Annotated in this window: 16 protein-coding genes; 4 read left to right on the forward strand and 12 right to left on the reverse strand. The window is 71.5% G+C overall.

From position 1 onward, the window contains the following. Positions 1 to 2 precede the first annotated feature (2 nt). The 7 genes from Q9R33_RS13515 to Q9R33_RS13545 form a co-directional block, all read right to left on the reverse strand. Positions 3 to 746 carry a sulfite exporter TauE/SafE family protein gene (locus Q9R33_RS13515; RefSeq protein ID WP_311294104.1) on the reverse strand — a complete coding sequence of 248 codons (744 nt, stop codon included), beginning with the start codon at positions 744 to 746 and terminating at the stop codon, positions 3 to 5. Between the two features lie 2 nt (positions 747 to 748). Beyond that, positions 749 to 1,732, reverse strand: a complete 984-nt coding sequence (cofD, locus tag Q9R33_RS13520) for a 2-phospho-L-lactate transferase (RefSeq protein WP_310243573.1) — start codon at positions 1,730 to 1,732, stop codon at positions 749 to 751. 7 nt (positions 1,733 to 1,739) lie between these two features. Next, positions 1,740 to 2,588 (reverse strand): uroporphyrinogen-III synthase, encoded by an 849-nt coding sequence (locus Q9R33_RS13525; protein WP_056366494.1) that lies wholly within the window; start codon positions 2,586 to 2,588, stop codon positions 1,740 to 1,742. 188 nt (positions 2,589 to 2,776) lie between these two features. Then, positions 2,777 to 3,076 carry a hypothetical protein gene (locus Q9R33_RS13530; protein ID WP_056366491.1) on the reverse strand — a complete coding sequence of 100 codons (300 nt, stop codon included), beginning with the start codon at positions 3,074 to 3,076 and terminating at the stop codon, positions 2,777 to 2,779. Continuing rightward, a complete protein-coding gene (locus Q9R33_RS13535; protein ID WP_056366810.1) occupies positions 3,066 to 3,467 on the reverse strand; it encodes a phage holin family protein in 402 nt (133 codons plus the stop codon). The genes Q9R33_RS13530 and Q9R33_RS13535 overlap by 11 nt, the downstream gene beginning before the upstream one ends. Positions 3,468 to 3,471: 4 nt before the next feature. After that, positions 3,472 to 3,861: a hypothetical protein gene (locus tag Q9R33_RS13540; protein WP_310243580.1), complete on the reverse strand. Its 390-nt coding sequence runs from the start codon at positions 3,859 to 3,861 to the stop codon at positions 3,472 to 3,474. Positions 3,862 to 3,959: 98 nt separating this feature from the next. Continuing rightward, a complete protein-coding gene (locus Q9R33_RS13545) occupies positions 3,960 to 5,501 on the reverse strand; it encodes an FAD-dependent oxidoreductase (protein ID WP_310243583.1) in 1,542 nt (513 codons plus the stop codon). 61 nt (positions 5,502 to 5,562) lie between these two features. On the opposite strand from Q9R33_RS13545, the gene Q9R33_RS13550 reads away from it, so the two are divergent. The 4 genes from Q9R33_RS13550 (at position 5,563) to Q9R33_RS13565 (ending at position 8,845) form a co-directional block, all read left to right on the forward strand. Then, entirely contained in the window at positions 5,563 to 6,147 is a 585-nt protein-coding gene (locus Q9R33_RS13550; RefSeq protein WP_311294105.1) for an HhH-GPD-type base excision DNA repair protein, read from the forward strand. 13 nt (positions 6,148 to 6,160) lie between these two features. Continuing rightward, a complete protein-coding gene (locus tag Q9R33_RS13555; protein WP_310243589.1) occupies positions 6,161 to 6,583 on the forward strand; it encodes a DUF1801 domain-containing protein in 423 nt (140 codons plus the stop codon). Between the two features lie 218 nt (positions 6,584 to 6,801). Then, entirely contained in the window at positions 6,802 to 7,269 is a 468-nt protein-coding gene (locus tag Q9R33_RS13560) for an NfeD family protein (protein WP_311294106.1), read from the forward strand. A 61-nt stretch (positions 7,270 to 7,330) separates the two neighbouring features. Continuing rightward, positions 7,331 to 8,845, forward strand: coding sequence for a flotillin family protein (locus Q9R33_RS13565; protein ID WP_056366477.1), 1,515 nt, complete (start codon positions 7,331 to 7,333; stop codon positions 8,843 to 8,845). 208 nt (positions 8,846 to 9,053) lie between these two features. Here Q9R33_RS13565 and Q9R33_RS13570 read toward each other — a convergent pair whose 3' ends face one another. The 5 genes from Q9R33_RS13570 to Q9R33_RS13590 all read right to left on the reverse strand — a co-directional run bounded on the left by Q9R33_RS13570 (position 9,054) and on the right by Q9R33_RS13590 (position 15,966). After that, entirely contained in the window at positions 9,054 to 9,836 is a 783-nt protein-coding gene (locus Q9R33_RS13570) for an SDR family oxidoreductase (protein WP_311294107.1), read from the reverse strand. A gap of 255 nt (positions 9,837 to 10,091) precedes the next feature. Then, positions 10,092 to 11,477: a glycine--tRNA ligase gene (locus Q9R33_RS13575; protein ID WP_056366471.1), complete on the reverse strand. Its 1,386-nt coding sequence runs from the start codon at positions 11,475 to 11,477 to the stop codon at positions 10,092 to 10,094. A gap of 69 nt (positions 11,478 to 11,546) precedes the next feature. Next, positions 11,547 to 12,587 carry a hypothetical protein gene (locus tag Q9R33_RS13580; protein ID WP_311294108.1) on the reverse strand — a complete coding sequence of 347 codons (1,041 nt, stop codon included), beginning with the start codon at positions 12,585 to 12,587 and terminating at the stop codon, positions 11,547 to 11,549. Positions 12,588 to 12,597: 10 nt separating this feature from the next. Beyond that, positions 12,598 to 14,457 carry a substrate-binding domain-containing protein gene (locus tag Q9R33_RS13585; RefSeq protein WP_311294109.1) on the reverse strand — a complete coding sequence of 620 codons (1,860 nt, stop codon included), beginning with the start codon at positions 14,455 to 14,457 and terminating at the stop codon, positions 12,598 to 12,600. A gap of 174 nt (positions 14,458 to 14,631) precedes the next feature. Further along, complete coding sequence (locus Q9R33_RS13590; RefSeq protein ID WP_311294110.1) at positions 14,632 to 15,966, reverse strand: alpha-hydroxy-acid oxidizing protein; 1,335 nt, start codon at positions 15,964 to 15,966, stop codon at positions 14,632 to 14,634. Between the last annotated feature and the right edge of the window lie 224 nt (positions 15,967 to 16,190).

A 16,190-nucleotide genomic window follows, 5' to 3' on the forward strand; every position in this document is an offset into this window, starting at 1 on the left:
GGTCAGACGATCAGCAGGTAGACCGCGCCGACGATCGTGAAGGCGATCACCAGCTTCTCGAAGACGGACTGCGGCATGCGGTCGGCGAGCCACCTTCCGAGGAACGCCGCGACGACGACGAGTGGCACGAGCACGAGGTCGATGAGGATCCCCGGCACCGTGATGATGCCGATGCCGATCGAGAACGGCACCTTGAACAGGTTCACGATCGCGAAGAACCAGGCCGCCGTGCCGAGGAACGCCTTCACCTCGAAGCGGGCCGCGAGGAAGTACATCGACATCACGGGTCCGGCGGCGTTCGCGACCATCGTGGTGAAGCCGCCGAGGGTGCCGTAGGTCGCTGCGGCGACGCGGTGCGAGCCGCCCGCCTCGACGCCGGAGGCGAAGCGGCGCCGCAGCAGCGTGATGGCGATGACGGCCAGCAGGATCACCCCGATCGACTTCTTCACCCACACGTCATCGGCGAACCACAGGAAGACGACGCCCAGCAGCACGCCCACCACGACCGCGGGGGCGAGCTTGATCAGGGTGCGCCAGTCCGCGTGCCGGCGGTACATGGTCACGGCGAAGATGTCGGCGACGATCAGCAGCAGGAGCAGGACGCCGGTCGACTGCTTCGCCGGGAGCACGGCCGCGAAGATGGCGACGGCGATCGTCCCCGCGCCGGGCACGGCGGTCTTCGACAGGCCCACGACGACGGCACCGAGGCCGAGCAGCGCCCACGCCCACCACGCGAGTTCGGGCACGCTCACACTCCGGCGGCGGTGAGCGCCGCCTCGCCGAGAGCGGTCTGGCGCGCAGCATCCGTCATCCAGAGTGGTCGGACGAGAGGACGGATGCCGAGCCCCGCGACCTCGTCGGCGACGGCCTCGTCCTCCTCGGCAAGGAGCCACGCGTCGAGCAGCCCGCCGCCTTCGCGGGCGCCGTACAGGCCCGCGACCGCCGTCGCAGAGGTCTCGACGCCGATCGCGGCCAGGCACACGTCGGCCATGCCGCGCACGACCTTGCCGCCGATGATCGGCGAGACCCCGACGACAGGGGCCCGCGTGGCACGCAGCGCCTCGCGCACGCCCGGCACGGCGAGGATCGGGCCGATCGACACCACAGGGTTGGAGGGCGCCAGCAGCACGGCGTCCGCCTCGGCGATCGCCTCCGCGACGCCGGGGCCGGCGATCGCCCCGTCGATGCCCGGGTTCTCGAACCGCTCGGGCGCGAGGGTCGCGCGGTGCCGGGTCCACCACTCCTGGAAGTGCAGGCGCGTGCCGTCGGCGAGCACCACGACGGTGTCGACCTCGCTGTCGGTCATCGGCAGCAGGCGCGCGCCGAGGTCCCAGCGGTGCGACATGCGCTCGAGCACGTCGGTCGGCGTGAGCCCCTCGCGCAGCCAGCCGGTGCGGGCGAGATGCGTGCCGAGGTCGAGGTCGCCGAGGGTGAACCACGGCCAGCCGGCACCCCACTCCTGCAGTTCGTGATTGACGCGCTCGCTGTCGCCCTGCCGGCCCCAGCCGCGCTCGGCGTCGTTGACACCGGCGAGCGCATAGGTGATCGAATCCACGTCGGGCTGCAGGCGCACGCCGGAGAGCCAGATGTCATCGCCGGTGTTGACCACGACCGTCAGCGCGGCGGCGGTGTCGTCGATGCCGCGGGCGCGCAGCGCGCCACGGACCCCGAGGACGAAGCGGGAGCCGCCGACTCCGCCCGCGAGCACGACGATGCGGGGCGTGCCGGTCACGGGCGGGTCAGTTCCGGGTGTCGATGCCGCCGAGACGCGGAATCATGCCGGTCTTCGGGGCGAACTCGTCGGCCGCGTGAGGGAGGGAGAACTTGCCGACGGCGTCGATGAGGGCATCGACGGTCTGCGCATCGGCCACGACATCCACGTCGAGGCCCGCGCGGCGCGCGTCCTTGGCGGTGCGTGGGCCGATCGCAGCGATCAGCGTGGTGTCGGGGATCTCGGGGAACTGCTCGTGCACCTGCTGCGCGACCGAGCCGCTGGTCACGAGGATCGCATTGATGCGGCCGGAGTGGACGTCCTCGGCGATGCGCTCGGTGACGGGGACCCCGACCGTGCGGTACGCGACGACGCTCCGGACGCGGTGCCCGGCCTCGGTGAGCATGCGGGTGAGGACCGGCTTCGCGATCTCGCTGCGGAGGGTGAGGATGTCGCGCGCTTCGGGCTCGAGGCCGATGAGCTGCTCCGCCATGCCGGCTGCGGAGTTGTCGCGCTCGGGGACGAGGTCGACGCGATAGCCGACGGCGAGGAGCGCGGCAGCTGTGGTCTCGCCCACGGCGGCGACCTTCGTCGTCGCCGGGACGACCGCGCGGTAGGCGTAGAGGACGTCGACCGTCGTCGCGCTCGTGACCGTGAGCCACTCGAACTTGCCGGCGGCGAGGTCGGCGAGCGCCTGGTCGAGCGACGCCTGGTCGTTCGTGGGGGCGAAGTTGATGAGCGGGGCGATCACCGGGATCGCGCCCTGACGGCGGAGAGTCGCTGCGACGCCGTCGCCCCAGGGGCCGCCACGGGGCACGAGAACGCGCCAGCCGGTCAGAGGTTTGACGGACTGCTGCTGTGCTGCGGCGGAATTCATAGGGGGGGTCGACTCTCGATGATGCTCAGCCGGCCGCCCAGGAAAGATCGAGGCAGCCGATGCGCGATTCGAATCGGGTTCGCGCGATCGGCAGCTAACGCATCATTGCACTGCCTTGCCTCCCGAGCATACCCCCGATCGCGCGAGGCGTTGCCTCGGCGGTGTGGAGAGCGGGAATCCGGGCGGGATCAGCGCGTATAGAGGCGGACGAAGCCCCAGACCGCCGCGCCGATCGCGGCGGCGCCCGCGATGACCGCGACGGCGGTGAGCGCGGGGTTGCGGCGATTGAACGCGCGGGCCTGCTCGATCCGCTCGTCGAGGACGCGTTCGACCCGGCGGGGGACGTTCGCCTTCTCCTCGATGGCGGCGAGCGCCGCCTTGAGCTCGGTCCTGGCCTGCTCGACAGGGTCGCCGATGCCGAGGGGTACGGCGGTTCGAGGCAGCGCGACGGAGTTCTTCGACAGCGGCACGGGCGCGTCAGAGCTCATCGCGCACCTCCTTCACATCCAGGGCGATCGATTGGACCGGGTTGCGGCGCTCGCCGATCCGGCGGAAGTAGAGGACGCCGATGAACGCGAACACGGCGGTGACGACCAGCATCGCGAAGAACACGACGAGCGCCGACAGCCACACGGGCCACCACGACGACAATCCCGCGATCACGAACGTGCCGAACACCGGGACCGACCAGAACAGCACGAACAGCGCGGCGAAGACCCACAGGGCTCCCCATCCGCCGTCTTTCGCGGTCTTGGCGAGCCAGGCCTTCGCGGCGTCGATCTCCGCGATGACGAGGTTGCGGACGAGCTCCGGGATCTCACCCAGCAGGGTGAGCAGGCTGTCGTCCGCGCGGTCGCGGAAGCCGCGGGGGGTGGTCATCACGTCAAGCCCCGCCGCGACCGTTCTCGGAAGCGTCGTCGACGGCGTCCTCGACGGCGTCCTTCACAGCCTTCGCCGAGGTCTGCGCCGCCGTGCCGACGTCGTCGGCCGATTCCTTGCCGACCTTGATGGCGGCGTCGAGCTTCTGCCCGGCGGTGCCCTTCGAGCCGGCGGCCTGCGTGACCTTCACGGCCGACTCCCACAGCGTCGACGGCAGCGCCATCGCCTGCGACTTGGCGAAGTCCTTGACCTTGCCGACCTGGCTCTGCACGGGCTCGGTGTTCCACACCTTCAGCCATTGCGTCTTGATCTGCTCGTAGCGTTCACGACCCGCGCGCGTACCGAGCACATACCCGATCGCAAGTCCGATGACCAGTCCTGCCTTGCCCTTCATGAGGTCTCCTCACGCTCGGTGTGACCTGACGACCTTCCCAGGGTAGCCCTGTATGCCGATTCCGGCATCCACCCTTGACAGGGGCTCGGGCGGAGGGTTCACTCTGCCGCCTCGGCACCCCACAGAGCCCTGCGGCGAAGGCGGTCGGCCTCGTCCTGAGCGTCGGCGACGACCTGTGCGAGGCCGCTTCCCGACAGCCACGCGCCGACCGCGGCGAGCCCCGGTGCGCGGCTGATCGCGGCTCGGGCGGCGTCGGTGCGCTCACGTCGGCCGAGGGCCGATGCGGGAGGAACGAGGGTGTACGCGTCGCGGCGCGCGCCGGCGATCCGGCCCTCGTCGAGCTGCACCCCGAGGAGGACGGATGCCTCGGCCACGGCCATCACCGCCGCGTCGGCGTCGGACAGTCCCTCGGTCGCCGGAGCGGTCCCCGGGGCGCCGAAGGCGACGCGCAGGACGTGGCGCCCGGCGCCCGCGTCCCGCGCCAGCCACTCCCACCGAGCGGTCTCGTGGACGAGGCCGGTCGCGCGCGAAGCGCCCGGGACGGCGTGGACGTGAGCGCCGCGCGGCGCTGCGTCGAGCTCCGGCGCGTCTACCACGAGCGTCACGACGTCGCGGGCGATGCCTGCGGCGGCGACGTCGGCGAACGCGGGGGTGCCGAGCGCGGCGGCGAGGAGCGCACGCGCCGTGGTCTCGTCGGTCGCGACGATGACCGCGTCGGCGTGCAGCCGGTCCGGTGCGGCGACCGCACCGTCGGGCGCGATCGTCGCGAGTTCCACCGTCCAGCGTCCGTCGCTGCGGACGACACCCGTCGCCAGCGCTCCGGTGTGGATCGCGACCTCGCGCTCGGCGAGCCTCTCGGCGAGCGCGGCGGTGAGCTGCGGCATCCCACCGTCCAGTCCCTCGATCGAGGCGCTCGGGGCATCGACGCGCACGTCGGCGACCGCACCGCCGAGCCACCCGGTGCGGGTGAGCGCGTTGCTGAGCCCCGGGGCGGCGACCTCGACGTCGACGTCGACGGGGTCGAGGCCGAAGCGGTCGATGGTGAGCGGTGCCACCAGGCGATCCAGGACCTTCTCGCCCATGCGGCCGTCGACGAGCCGGCCGAGGCTGCGCTGGGCGCCGATCGTGAGCGGGGGACGCAGGCGATCGACGTACGCGCGCCACGTGCCGCCCCATCCGATGATCCGGCGCACGCTCTCGTCCCACGGGTTGGCGGGGATTCCGAGCACCTGCTCGGCGGGCAGCGGCGCCGCGGCACCCTTCGGCAGGCCCGCGATCCACTCGCGGTCGTTGCGCGGGCGCACGATCGCGGCATCCGGCAGCACGTCGTCGACGAGTCCGCGCACGGTGCCGCCGCGGGTCGACCAGCAGGTCACGCCGGTCTCGAGCTCGAGCCCCGCGATGCGGGCCGACCCGATCGTGCCGCCGAGACGATCGGATGCCTCCACCAGCGTCACCGCCATGCCGACCTTGGCGCACTCCCACGCCGCGACGAGCCCGGCGATGCCACCGCCGATGATGACCACGTGCGTCTCGCGCGCGTGCTCGACGAGTTCCTGGAACGGCTCGGAGGCGGGGCCCTCGTGCCCGGAGGGTGCAGGCGACCCGCCGGCGTCGGGAGCGGGCGTGGGGATGGTCACGGCATCCATCCTCCCATCCGCGAACTGTGCCGCCGGGGCGGGCGGTGGGAGACTGGGCCGCATGACGCTCCACATCACGGGCGACGACGCCGCCGACCGCCTGCTCACCGACGACCCGCTCGCCCTGCTGATCGGCATGCTGCTCGACCAGCAGGTCGCGATGGAGACGGCATTCGCCGGACCGCTCAAGATCTCCGAGCGCGCGGGGACGCTGGATGCCGCGGCTATCGCGAGCTTCGACCCTGAGGCGTTCACGGAGCTCTTCAAGGCGACGCCGGCGGTGCACCGGTTCCCGGGCTCGATGGCAGCGCGTGTGCAGGCGCTCTGCGCGGCGGTCGAGCAGGACTGGGGCGGCGACGCGTCGGCGATCTGGACCCGCCCGGCCGCGGATCCCGCCGAAGCACCGGACGGGCCGACCGTGCTGAAGCGGCTGAAGGCCCTGCCGGGCTTCGGCGAGCAGAAGGCGAAGATCTTCCTGGCTCTCCTCGGCAAGCAGTACGGCTACACCGGTGCCGGCTGGCGCGAGGCGGCCGGCTCGTACGGCGACGAGGGGTCGTTCCGCAGCGTCGCCGACATCGTCTCGCCGGAGTCCCTGACGAAGGTGCGCGAGCACAAGCGCGCGATGAAGGCCGCGGCCAAGGGCTGACCGGGAGGCGGCGATGAAGAAGACCGGTGGGGACGTCGACGAGTTCGTCGCCGCGGTGCGGCCCGCGAAGCGTCAGCGCGATGCCGCCCGGATGATCGATCTCCTGCGCGAGGTGACGGGTCGCGAGCCTGAACTCTGGGGCACCATCATCGGGTTCGGCTCATGCCACTACCGCTCGGCGGCCGGCAGCGAGGGCGACGCCCCGATCGCGGCGTTCTCGCCGCGGCGCGAATCCACGACGGTGTACACGCTGCGCACCGCCGCGCACGGCGAGCGGCTCGCGGATCTGGGCCCGCACGAGACCGGCGTCAGCTGCCTCTACATCAAGGACCTCGACGCGGTCGATGCCGGCGTGCTCCGCGAGATCGTCGCCGAGGACTACCGCCGTGTGCTCGCCGGCGAGACCGGCGACACGACCTACACCGTCACGGACTGACCGCCCGATCGGGTCGTGGGATTCGCACCGTCAGCCCGCTGTCCCCTCTGGCGTCCCGCTGTCACGGCGCTGTCATCGTGCCGTCGACAGGGACGGATGCCTCGACAGCACGCCCGCGGAGCGCGTTCTCCACATCCGGTCCCAGGATTGGACACCGGGTCCCAACCGCTGGCTAGGGTGGAGGGACCCGCCCGCACCGCACCCTTGCAGGAGACACCGTGCTGCCCTTCCTGATCGTCGGAGGCGTCGGCCTCGCCGTGCTGCTGATCTCGCTCATCGTCGGCGACATCTTCGACCACTTCGACATCGGCGACGGCGCCATCTCGGGCACCGCCCTGGGGATCGCGGCCGTGGTGTTCGGGGCATCCGGCGCCCTCACCACGACGAACGGCCTCGACACGCTCTGGGCGTACGTTCTCGCCGCAGTGCTGGCGATCATCGCCTACGTCATCGCCGTGCTCTTCGTGAAGCGGCTGACCAAGAGCTCGGACGGCGTGCCGGCATCGGCGCTCGGCCTGTCGGGCGTCACGCGCTCGACGGTCTCCCCGGCCGGCGGCGAGGTCAGCCTCGACGGTCCCCACGAGGTCGAGCGCCGCCTCGCCTACGCGGACGGCACCATCGCCGAGGGCGTGCGCGTGCGCGTCATCGAGCACACCGGCACCCGCGTCAAGGTCGTCGCGGAGTAGATCCCCACCGCGGTCCGGGTCGGGAACCCCGGGTCGCGGCATCCCACGAGAAAGGTCGTCCATGACGAACGAACTCATCCAGATCATCGCGGTCGTCGCCCTCATCGTGGCGGTGCTCGGGCTGATCACCTTCATCGCGCGGCGCATCCGCCGCGTCCCTCCGAACGAGGCGCTGGTGATCGTCGGACGCGGGGCCGGCCGCCCGGCGCCCGGCGAGACCGGCAGCGGCCAGCGCGTCGTGATCGGCGGTCGCACGTTCGTGTGGCCGATCCTGCAGCAGGGCTTCTCGATCTCGCTCGAGCAGCGCCAGATCGGCATCACCGTCGAGGGCGTCGACAAGAACCGCATCAAGATCGCGATCAAGGCCTCGATCAACTTCAAGGTCTCGGGCACGGAGGACGGCGTGCGCCGCGCCGCACAGCGCTTCCTCTCGCAGCAGGACCTCCTCACCGAGATCATCAAGGAGTCGCTCGAAGGCTCGCTGCGCTCGATCGTCGGCGACATGACGATCGAGCAGATCATCTCCGACCGCAAGAGCCTCTCCGACCGCGTCGTCGCCGAGACGAAGGCCGACCTCGTCGAGCAGGGCCTGCAGGTCGACCTCCTCAACATCAGCGACATCTCCACCCCCGGCAGCGACTACCTCGCCAACCTCGGCCGCGCCGAGGCCGCCCGCGCCCGCCAGGTCGCCGAGATCAGCGAGGCCGAGGCATCCCGCGCCAGCGAGTTCGCGCGCATCGAGGCGTCGGAGCAGATCGCCGAGCGCCAGAAGGCTCTCGCCCTCAAGCAGGCCACGATCAAGGCCGAGACCGACCGCGCGAACGCCGAAGCGCAGGCTTCCGGCCAGCTCGCCACCGCCGAGCAGGACAAACTCGTCGCCGTGCAGGAGCGCGAGGCCCTCACCGAGCAGGCGCTCGTGACGCAGGAGCGCCTCGACATCGAGATCCGCAAGCCCGCCGAGGCGCAGGCCTACGCCGAGGTGCAGCGCGCGACGGCCCTCCGTGACGCGGCCAACGCCGCGACCGAGGCCGACGCCTACAAGCGCACCAAGATCGCCGAGGCGAACAAGGTCGCCGCCGTGCAGGACGCCGAAGCCGCCGCGACCGCGGTGCGCTTCTCGGGTGAGGCCGAGCGCGACAAGCAGGTCGCCCTCGCAGCCGGCATCAAGGCCGAGGGTGAGGCCCGCGCCTCGGCGATCCAGGCCGAGGGCCTCGCCGAGGCCGCCTCGACCGACGCGAAGGCGCTCGCGCTGCAGAAGTACGGCGAGGCCGCGCTCGCGCAGGAGATCATCTCGCGCCTGCCCGAGATCGTACGGGCCGCGGCCGAGCCGATCGCCTCGATCGACAAGCTCACCGTCGTCTCGACCGACGGCGCATCCGAGATGACGAAGACCGTCGGACGCGTGCTCGGCGAGGGCACCGAGGTCGTGAAGGGCCTCACCGGTCTCGACCTCACCACGCTGCTGCAGGCCTTCGCGGTGAAGACCGCCGGGGCCGACGCGCTGTCCGCCGCCGGCGACGCCGGCGCGGCTGCGAAGAACGCCGCGAAGGATGCCGCCGCAGCGATCGGCGGCTGACCCCTTCTGTCGCACAGCGCCCGGTCCCGCGAGGGGCCGGGCGCTCCGTCGTTCCGGCCTGCTCCGGTGCAGTCGACCCTCTTACCGTGTGCAGGACCAACGGGCCCGGCAGGGCAACAACACGGGCATACTCCCGCCGCGCGCCGCATCGGTCCTGAGAACGGCATCCAGCGCTGAGAGGAAGGCGACGGATGCCGCGCGCCGGCGACTACTTGAGCACGCGGCCGCTGACCGCGAGGGTGAGACGGCGCGGCATCACCCCCGCCGCCCACGCGCTCAGCGCGTTGGCACGGCCGGAGACCACGCTCGGCGGGACGTCGTCACGGTCGAGCTTGCGGAGGGTCAGCGCGACGACCTGCGCCGGCGTCTTGAAGCGGCCGACCGCGGCATCGGCGCCGGTGACGTCGAAGAACTCGGTGCGCGTCGCACCCGGGCTCATTGCGATCACACCCAGCCCCGACCCCTTCGTCTCGTATGCGAGTGCCTCGGTGAAGCTCAGAACGAAGGCCTTGGTCGCGCCGTAGACCGCCATGTTCGGGCAGGGCTGGTAGGCGCCGGTGCTCGCAATGCCGATGAGCGCACCGCGGCCGTCGGCGACCATCTCGGGAAGCACCTCGCGCGTGATGGCCACGAGCGCCGAGACGTTGACCTGCACCATCTCGCCGATGCGCGCGGCATCCGCCTGTGCGAGCGACCCCTTCATGCCGAACCCGGCGTTGTTGACGAGGCTCTGCACGCGGATGCCCCGCTCGTCAAGCTCGCGCCGGAGCACCACGGCGGCATCCGGCCGCGTGAGGTCGAGGGCGATCGGCGTCGCCCGCACGCCGTGATCACGAGCGAGGCGATCGGCGAGCTCGCGCAGTCGGTCCTCGCGGCGGGCGACGAGGACGACGTCGGCGCCGCGCGCGGCGAACTGCGTCGCGTATTCGGCCCCCAGGCCCGAGCTCGCGCCGGTGATGAGCGCGGTGGTTCCGCGGTAGTCCCTGGTCATGTCAGCAGGTTAGGCACCGACCACGATCGGGGATAGACCGCTGGCGCGAGCCCGATCGCTCGCGCTGCCCGAATCGGCATCCGCGCCCGAGCCTAACGACCGCGGACGCCGGAATCGACCGCGCGAACCCCGGGCCCCCGGACGACGCTCGACGCCCGACCGCGGGCGCCCGCATGGCGCTGGACGCCGACCCGGGCGCCCGCAGACGATGGGATGCCTCGACCCGGCGGGTCGAGGCATCCATGGTCCTGCGGGTCAGGCGCCCTTGAGGCGCTCCGCGAGGTAGTCGTGGAGGGCGTCGAGCGGAACGCGCTCCTGGCCCATCGTGTCGCGGTCGCGCACGGTGACGGCGCGGTCGTCGAGCGAGTCGAAGTCGACCGTGACGCAGAAGGGCGTGCCGATCTCGTCCTGGCGACGGTAGCGGCGGCCGATCGCGCCGGCGTCGTCGAAGTCGATGTTCCAGTCGCCTCGGAGGGTCTCGGCGACCTCGCGGGCGATCGGCGAGAGCTGCTCGTTGCGCGACAGCGGGAGCACCGCGACCTTCACGGGCGCCAGGCGCGGGTCGAGCTTGAGCACCGTGCGGGTGTCGGTGCCGCCCTTCGCGTTCGGCGCCTCCTCCTCGTGATACGCGTCGACGAGGAAGGCCATCATCGCGCGGGTGAGTCCGAACGAGGGCTCGATGACGTACGGGATGTACTTCTCGCCCGAGGCCTGGTCGAAGTAGGTCAGCGACTGGCCCGACGCCTCCGAGTGCGAGCTCAGGTCGTAGTCGGTGCGGTTGGCGACGCCCATGAGCTCGCCCCACTCCTTGCCGGCGAAGCCGAAGCGGTACTCGACGTCGATGGTGCCGTCGGAATAGTGGGCGCGGTCCTCTTCGGGCACGTCGAACCGGCGCATATTGTCGGGGTCGATGCCGAGCCCGATGAACCAGTCCCAGCACTCGTCGACCCAGTGCTCGAACCACTCCTGCGCCTCGGCGGGCGGCACGAAGTACTCGATCTCCATCTGCTCGAACTCGCGCGTGCGGAAGATGAAGTTCCCGGGTGTGATCTCGTTGCGGAACGCCTTGCCGACCTGGCCGATGCCGAACGGCGGCTTCTTGCGGCTCGCGGTGAGCACGTTCGAGAAGTTCACGAAGATGCCCTGCGCGGTCTCGGGGCGCAGGAAATGCAGGCCCGACTCGTCGTCGACGACGCCGAGGTAGGTCTTCACCAGGCCCGAGAACGCCTTGGGCTCGGTGTACTGGCCCTTCGTGCCGCAGTTGGGGCAGGGGATGTCGGCGAGGCCGTTCTCCGCCGGGCGCCCCTTGCGGGCCTCGAAGTCCTCGATGAGGTTGTCGGCGCGGAAGCGCTTGTGGCACTGCAGGCACTCGACCAGCGGATCGGTGAAGGTCGCGACGTGACCGGATGCCTCCCACACGCGCTTGGGCAGGATGATCGACGAGTCGAGGCCGACCATGTCGCCCCGGCCGCGCACGAACGTCTGCCACCACTGGCGACGGATGTTCTCCTTGAGCTCCGTGCCGAGGGGGCCGTAGTCCCATGCCGACCGGGATCCGCCGTAGATCTCACCCGCTTGGAACACGAACCCGCGGTGACGGGCGAGGGCGATGACTTTGTCGAGGCGAGACTGCTCGGCCACGGTGGCTCCAATGGTCGGGAGGGGATGCACGAAAGTGCGAGAAGCCGCTGACCGCGGCATCCGTCGATTCTAGTCGTCGTGCGACGAGGGACCGGCGTCTCCATCCGCGCGCTCGAACGCGCGGTCCCACTCCTGCAGCTCCTTGCGGCGGCCGATGAGCCCGTCGAGCGACACCTGGAAGTGGAGGCCCCGGCGGGCGTTGACCTGCTTGATGTTCTCGACGAGCTCGGTCGAGAACGACGTCAGCGCGGTGCGCACCTCGCGGACCCGATCGACCGGGTCGTCCCACAGGTCGGGGTGCTGCAGGATGTCGAGCAGATAGTCGCGGTCGAGCGCCGCCGTGAGCTTGCGCAGCGTCTCGCCGTACTCGACCGCGGCCGTGGCCCGCTGGCCCTCGTCGCCCTTGCGGCCGAGGCGGTCGAAGAGCTCCGTCGTGTTGTTCGCGACGGTCACGATCTCGGTCGCGACGTCGGTGGCATCGCGATTTCCGGATGCCCCGGCCGCCGCGTACTCGCCGCTCAGTGCCCGCAGTCTCCCGACGAGCGGGCGCACGGTGTCAGGAAGCGGGGCGTGGTGGCCGGCGGCGCCACGGCGACCGCGCCGGCGGAGCACCGCCCAGAGCGCGCCGCCGGCCGCGACGAGCACGACGAGGCCCAGCGCGCCGCCGACGATGAGGCCGCCGTCCACGCCGCCGGTGCTCGGCTCATAGTCGGACGGGTATGCCGCGATGACACCCTCGACCGTCTGCACGATCGCGGTGTCGAGGTCGGGGGCCGCGGACTCGGCCTCGTTCGCGATGCGCATCGCCTCGCCCGTGGACAGCACGTGCGAGCCCGCCCAGAGGTCGTCACCGATCGCGACGATGATCGTGTCGTAGTCGGTTCGCCCGGCGAGCGACGCCACCATCTCCCGGCCGCTCATGTCGAACGCCTCGTTGTCGGGGAACACCACGACCGCGATCGACTCGTCGGTGACCTGTTGGTCCAGCGTCTGCTGCAGCTGCGTCCCACCGGACACGTCGCTCGAGACGTACACGTTGCTGCTCGCGAGCCCGTCGACGGCGTCGTCGAGGTAGACGTCCGTCGCGTTCAGGCCGAGATGGTGAGGCATCCTCCGCCGTTCAGAAGTTGTTGATCACGGACGCGAAGACGAGGTCGATCTTCGCGGCGTCGGACGCGTCGAACCACTGGCCGCCGGTCGCCTCGGCGATGCGCTGCAGAGCGCCGGTGTCGGCGCCTTCGCCGTACGCGATCGGGAAGATGCGCACCGGCGCGTCGTCGCCGCCCTCCTTCGACGCGGCGCCGATCTTCGCGACGAGCGAGTCGAGCGAGATCTCGGAGTCGGTGTCCTGGCCGTCCGACAGCAGCACGATCGCGTTGATGCGACCGGGCTGTGCCCGCGCGACCATCTCGTCGTACGCGGCGGCGATCGCGTCGTACAGCGGGGTGCCGTCGCGATGGGCGAAGCGCAGGTCGTCGAGCGACGAGTCCACGGACTCACGGTCGGATGCCAGCGGCTCGACATCGCGCAGCACGACGATGTTCTTCCCGGCCTCCGACTCCACTCCGGTGGTGAACGCCCAGACCCCGACCTCGTCGGACGAGCGGAAGTGGCCGAGGGTCGCCTGCGCGCCCTCGATCGCGCCGTCGAGCTTCGAGCGGCCGTCGCCGATCGCCTCGTCCATCGAGCCGGAGATGTCGATCACCTCGAGCACCGACGAGGGCTTGCGGATCTGCGTCCACTGGTCGATCGCGGCCGACACCACATCGACGGCCGGCTTCGGCAGCGTGACCGCAGGGCCGGCGGGATCGACGCCGTACTCGGCCGTGAAGAGGTCGCCCAGCGGCGCCGAGGCATCCAGCGGGCGGAAGCCGTATTCGGGCAGGATCTTCTGCGCCGCGTCGGTCTGCAGGAAGGCGGCGAACGCCGCGCCCGCCTCGGCCTGCTCGGGCGTCACCCAGTCGGCGCCGAGCACGGTGATCGGATTGTCGGACCACATCGAGCCGCCCGACGGGTACACGGCGACCAGCTTCTCCTTCGGAGGCGTCAGCGTCTCGCCCGGCTGCACCGTGTGCGAGTCGGGGTTGCCCTGGTTGTAGTTGAGCAGCGAGGTCTCTTCGAGCGCCACCGCCGACACGTACCCCGAGCCGCCGGCGCCGTTCTGCGTCTCGTCGTAGAGCCGCGTCAGCACCTTGCCGGTGGTGTCGCCGTAGTGGATCACGCACTCCTCGAACACGCGCGAGAACTCGGCCGCGGCGGCCACGTCGGCAGCCGTGAGGTCGGCGCTCTTGCCGGACGCCTCGTACGACTGCATCAGGATCGCCGAGAGCCCGGTCGTCGACGTATTGGGGTTCGTCTTCGAGATCTTGAACGAGCCCCACAGCGGCTTGCCGACGCTCGCCCAACCCGCGGGGTCCTGGCAGAGCGCCTCGAAGTCGGCGATGCCGATCGGCGACGCCGGATAGCCGAGCGCCTTCGCCATCGTCTCGGGCACGCCGAAGACGACCGGCGTGTGCGTGAACGACTCGGGCTCGCCGACGAGGGAAGCGGATGCTGCGGCCGCGACCCGATCGGTCCACACCGTCGACGCGGGCGACCACATCGTGGGCCAGCGGCGCGTGTCGTCGTCGGGCCAGTCGCCACCCGCCGTGAGGAACCGGGTCGCGTCACCCGACGAGACATTGATCGGATGCACGGTCGCGCACTCGGCGAGCTGCTCGTGCTGCGACGAGTCCTTGAAGGCGTCGGCCAGCGCGTCCAGCATGTTGACCTTCTCGGACGAGGTCGCCACGACGACGCTCGTGCAGCCGTCGTCCGCGAAATCGCCGCCGCCCGACTCCTCGACCACGGGGTCGGCGCCGAAGCAGCCGGTCAGCGCGATGGCCGAGCCGATCAGCACCGCCGTGCCCGCGAGCAGACGCGGTCGGATCCAGGCGAGGGGCGAGCTGTCGGCGGGCGAGCGCCGGCTTCGTGCGGGCATGTCAGAAGCCTAAGGCTCCCGGCCGCGGGCGCACAGACGGGCGGCGCCTCGCCGGCCGTGCAGACACGGCATGCCCTGGTCGCGATGGACGCGCCGACGACGGCCGGCGAGCTCGCCGGGGCGACGCCGATCTTCGGCTTCACCGAGGACGGTCAGCCGCGGTGACGGGGGGCGTCACGCTTCCCGCAGCGCGTCGCGCCCGATCTCGGCGGTGGAGGTGTGTCCCGACAGCCCCAGGGTGATGTCGAGTTCGGCGAGCACGTTGCGCAGCACCTCGTGCACACCAGCCTCGCCGGCGATCCCGAGCCCGTAGGAGTAGGGGCGCCCGAGCGCGACGGCCGTCGCCCCGAGGGCGAGCGCGATGAACACGTCGGAGCCCTGCCGCACGCCCGAGTCGAAGACGATCGGCACCCGCCCGGCGACGCGCTCGGCGATCGTGGGCAGCACCTCGAGGGTCGGCACGGACTGGTCGATCTGACGGCCGCCGTGGTTCGAGATCCAGATGCCGTCGACGCCGGCGTCGAGCGCCCGGATCGCGTCGTCGGGGTGCACGATGCCTTTCAGGATGATCGGCAGCGACGTCCACTGCCGGGCCTTCGCCAGGTGGTCCCACGTGAGCGCCGGCGTCGAGAACACGTCGAGGAACGTCTCCACCGCGGCGCGCGGCAGCGGCGAGCGCAGGTTCTCCCGCACACTGTTCGTGCCCGTGAGGGCCGCGCCCTTGCGCGCGATCCGCACCCCGGCCGCGACGGCTTTCGGGGTGACCTTGACCGCCGGCGCGGCGTCGGCGGCAGCATCCGCTCCCCGAGACCGCTCCCGCACCAGCTGCTGGAAGACGGGGTCGCTGGTGTACTGGGCGATCCCCATCGCGCGTGTGAAGGGAAGGTAGGCCAGGTCGAGATCGCGCGTGCGCCATCCGAGGAGGTGGGTGTCGAGCGTCACGACGACGGCTTCGCATCCGGATGCCTCGGCCCGGCGCAGCAGCGACGCGTTGAGCTCGTCGGACGCCGACCAGTACAGCTGGAACAGCCGCGAGCCGTCGGGTGCGGCATCCGCCACCGCCTCCATCGGGAAGGAGGCCTGGTTCGACAGCGTGTACGGGACACCGAGCGAGGCCGCCGCCCGCGCCACCGCGAGGTCGGCGTCGGCGTGGGCCATCTCCATGACCCCGAGCGGGGCGAGCAGGAGCGGCGTGGGCCGCCGCACGCCGAAGAGGTCGATCGACAGGTCGCGCGACGACACGTCGCGCAGCGGCCGCGGCCACACCTGCCAGCGGCCGAAGGCGGCGCGGTTCGCGGCGACGGTGCGCTCGGCCCCTGCTCCCCCGGCGATGTAGGCGAACGCCTCGGCGCTCAGCGCCTTGCGGGCGGCGGCCTCGAGCGCCTCTGTGTCGACCGGCACGCGCGGCCGCGTGCCGCTGATGCCGGCGCGGTAGATGTCGGACTGCGTCCGGCGCGAGATGCCGCGCGACGCGGCGGGGTCGGCAGGTGCGGCGCTTCGCTGAGCCATGCGGCCCAGCCTACGCAGAGCCGCTCGCACGCCGCGCCGCGGGTTTGGGGCGCGTTTCGTCCGTTCGGGGCGCAGCATATGCGCCCCGAACGACAAGGACGCGCCCCAAACCTCGGGTCGCGAAGGCACGCTGAGCCCGCCGCCGACACGGTCCGTATACGCGTCGGCGACGGGGGTTTTGGAAAGCGCTCGCCGGGAACCTTAGGACACCGGAGCGCCCGGGC

The sequence above is a fragment of the Microbacterium sp. PRC9 genome, from assembly GCF_031844125.1.
In the GTDB taxonomy this organism is placed as follows: Bacteria; Actinomycetota; Actinomycetes; order Actinomycetales; family Microbacteriaceae; genus Microbacterium.

Bases quoted from the DNA above. Each gene is read 5' to 3' on its own strand.
- Q9R33_RS13525 (WP_056366494.1), bottom strand. From the start codon at position 2,588: ATGAATTCCGCCGCAGCACAGCAGCAGTCCGTCAAACCTCTGACCGGC.
- Q9R33_RS13530 (WP_056366491.1), bottom strand. From the start codon at position 3,076: ATGAGCTCTGACGCGCCCGTGCCGCTGTCGAAGAACTCCGTCGCGCTG.
- Q9R33_RS13535 (WP_056366810.1), bottom strand. From the start codon at position 3,467: ATGACCACCCCCCGCGGCTTCCGCGACCGCGCGGACGACAGCCTGCTC.
- Q9R33_RS13540 (WP_310243580.1), bottom strand. From the start codon at position 3,861: ATGAAGGGCAAGGCAGGACTGGTCATCGGACTTGCGATCGGGTATGTG.
- Q9R33_RS13550 (WP_311294105.1), top strand. From the start codon at position 5,563: ATGACGCTCCACATCACGGGCGACGACGCCGCCGACCGCCTGCTCACC.
- Q9R33_RS13555 (WP_310243589.1), top strand. From the start codon at position 6,161: ATGAAGAAGACCGGTGGGGACGTCGACGAGTTCGTCGCCGCGGTGCGG.
- Q9R33_RS13565 (WP_056366477.1), top strand. From the start codon at position 7,331: ATGACGAACGAACTCATCCAGATCATCGCGGTCGTCGCCCTCATCGTG.
- Q9R33_RS13570 (WP_311294107.1), bottom strand. From the start codon at position 9,836: ATGACCAGGGACTACCGCGGAACCACCGCGCTCATCACCGGCGCGAGC.
- Q9R33_RS13580 (WP_311294108.1), bottom strand. From the start codon at position 12,587: ATGCCTCACCATCTCGGCCTGAACGCGACGGACGTCTACCTCGACGAC.
- Q9R33_RS13585 (WP_311294109.1), bottom strand. From the start codon at position 14,457: ATGCCCGCACGAAGCCGGCGCTCGCCCGCCGACAGCTCGCCCCTCGCC.
- Q9R33_RS13590 (WP_311294110.1), bottom strand. From the start codon at position 15,966: ATGGCTCAGCGAAGCGCCGCACCTGCCGACCCCGCCGCGTCGCGCGGC.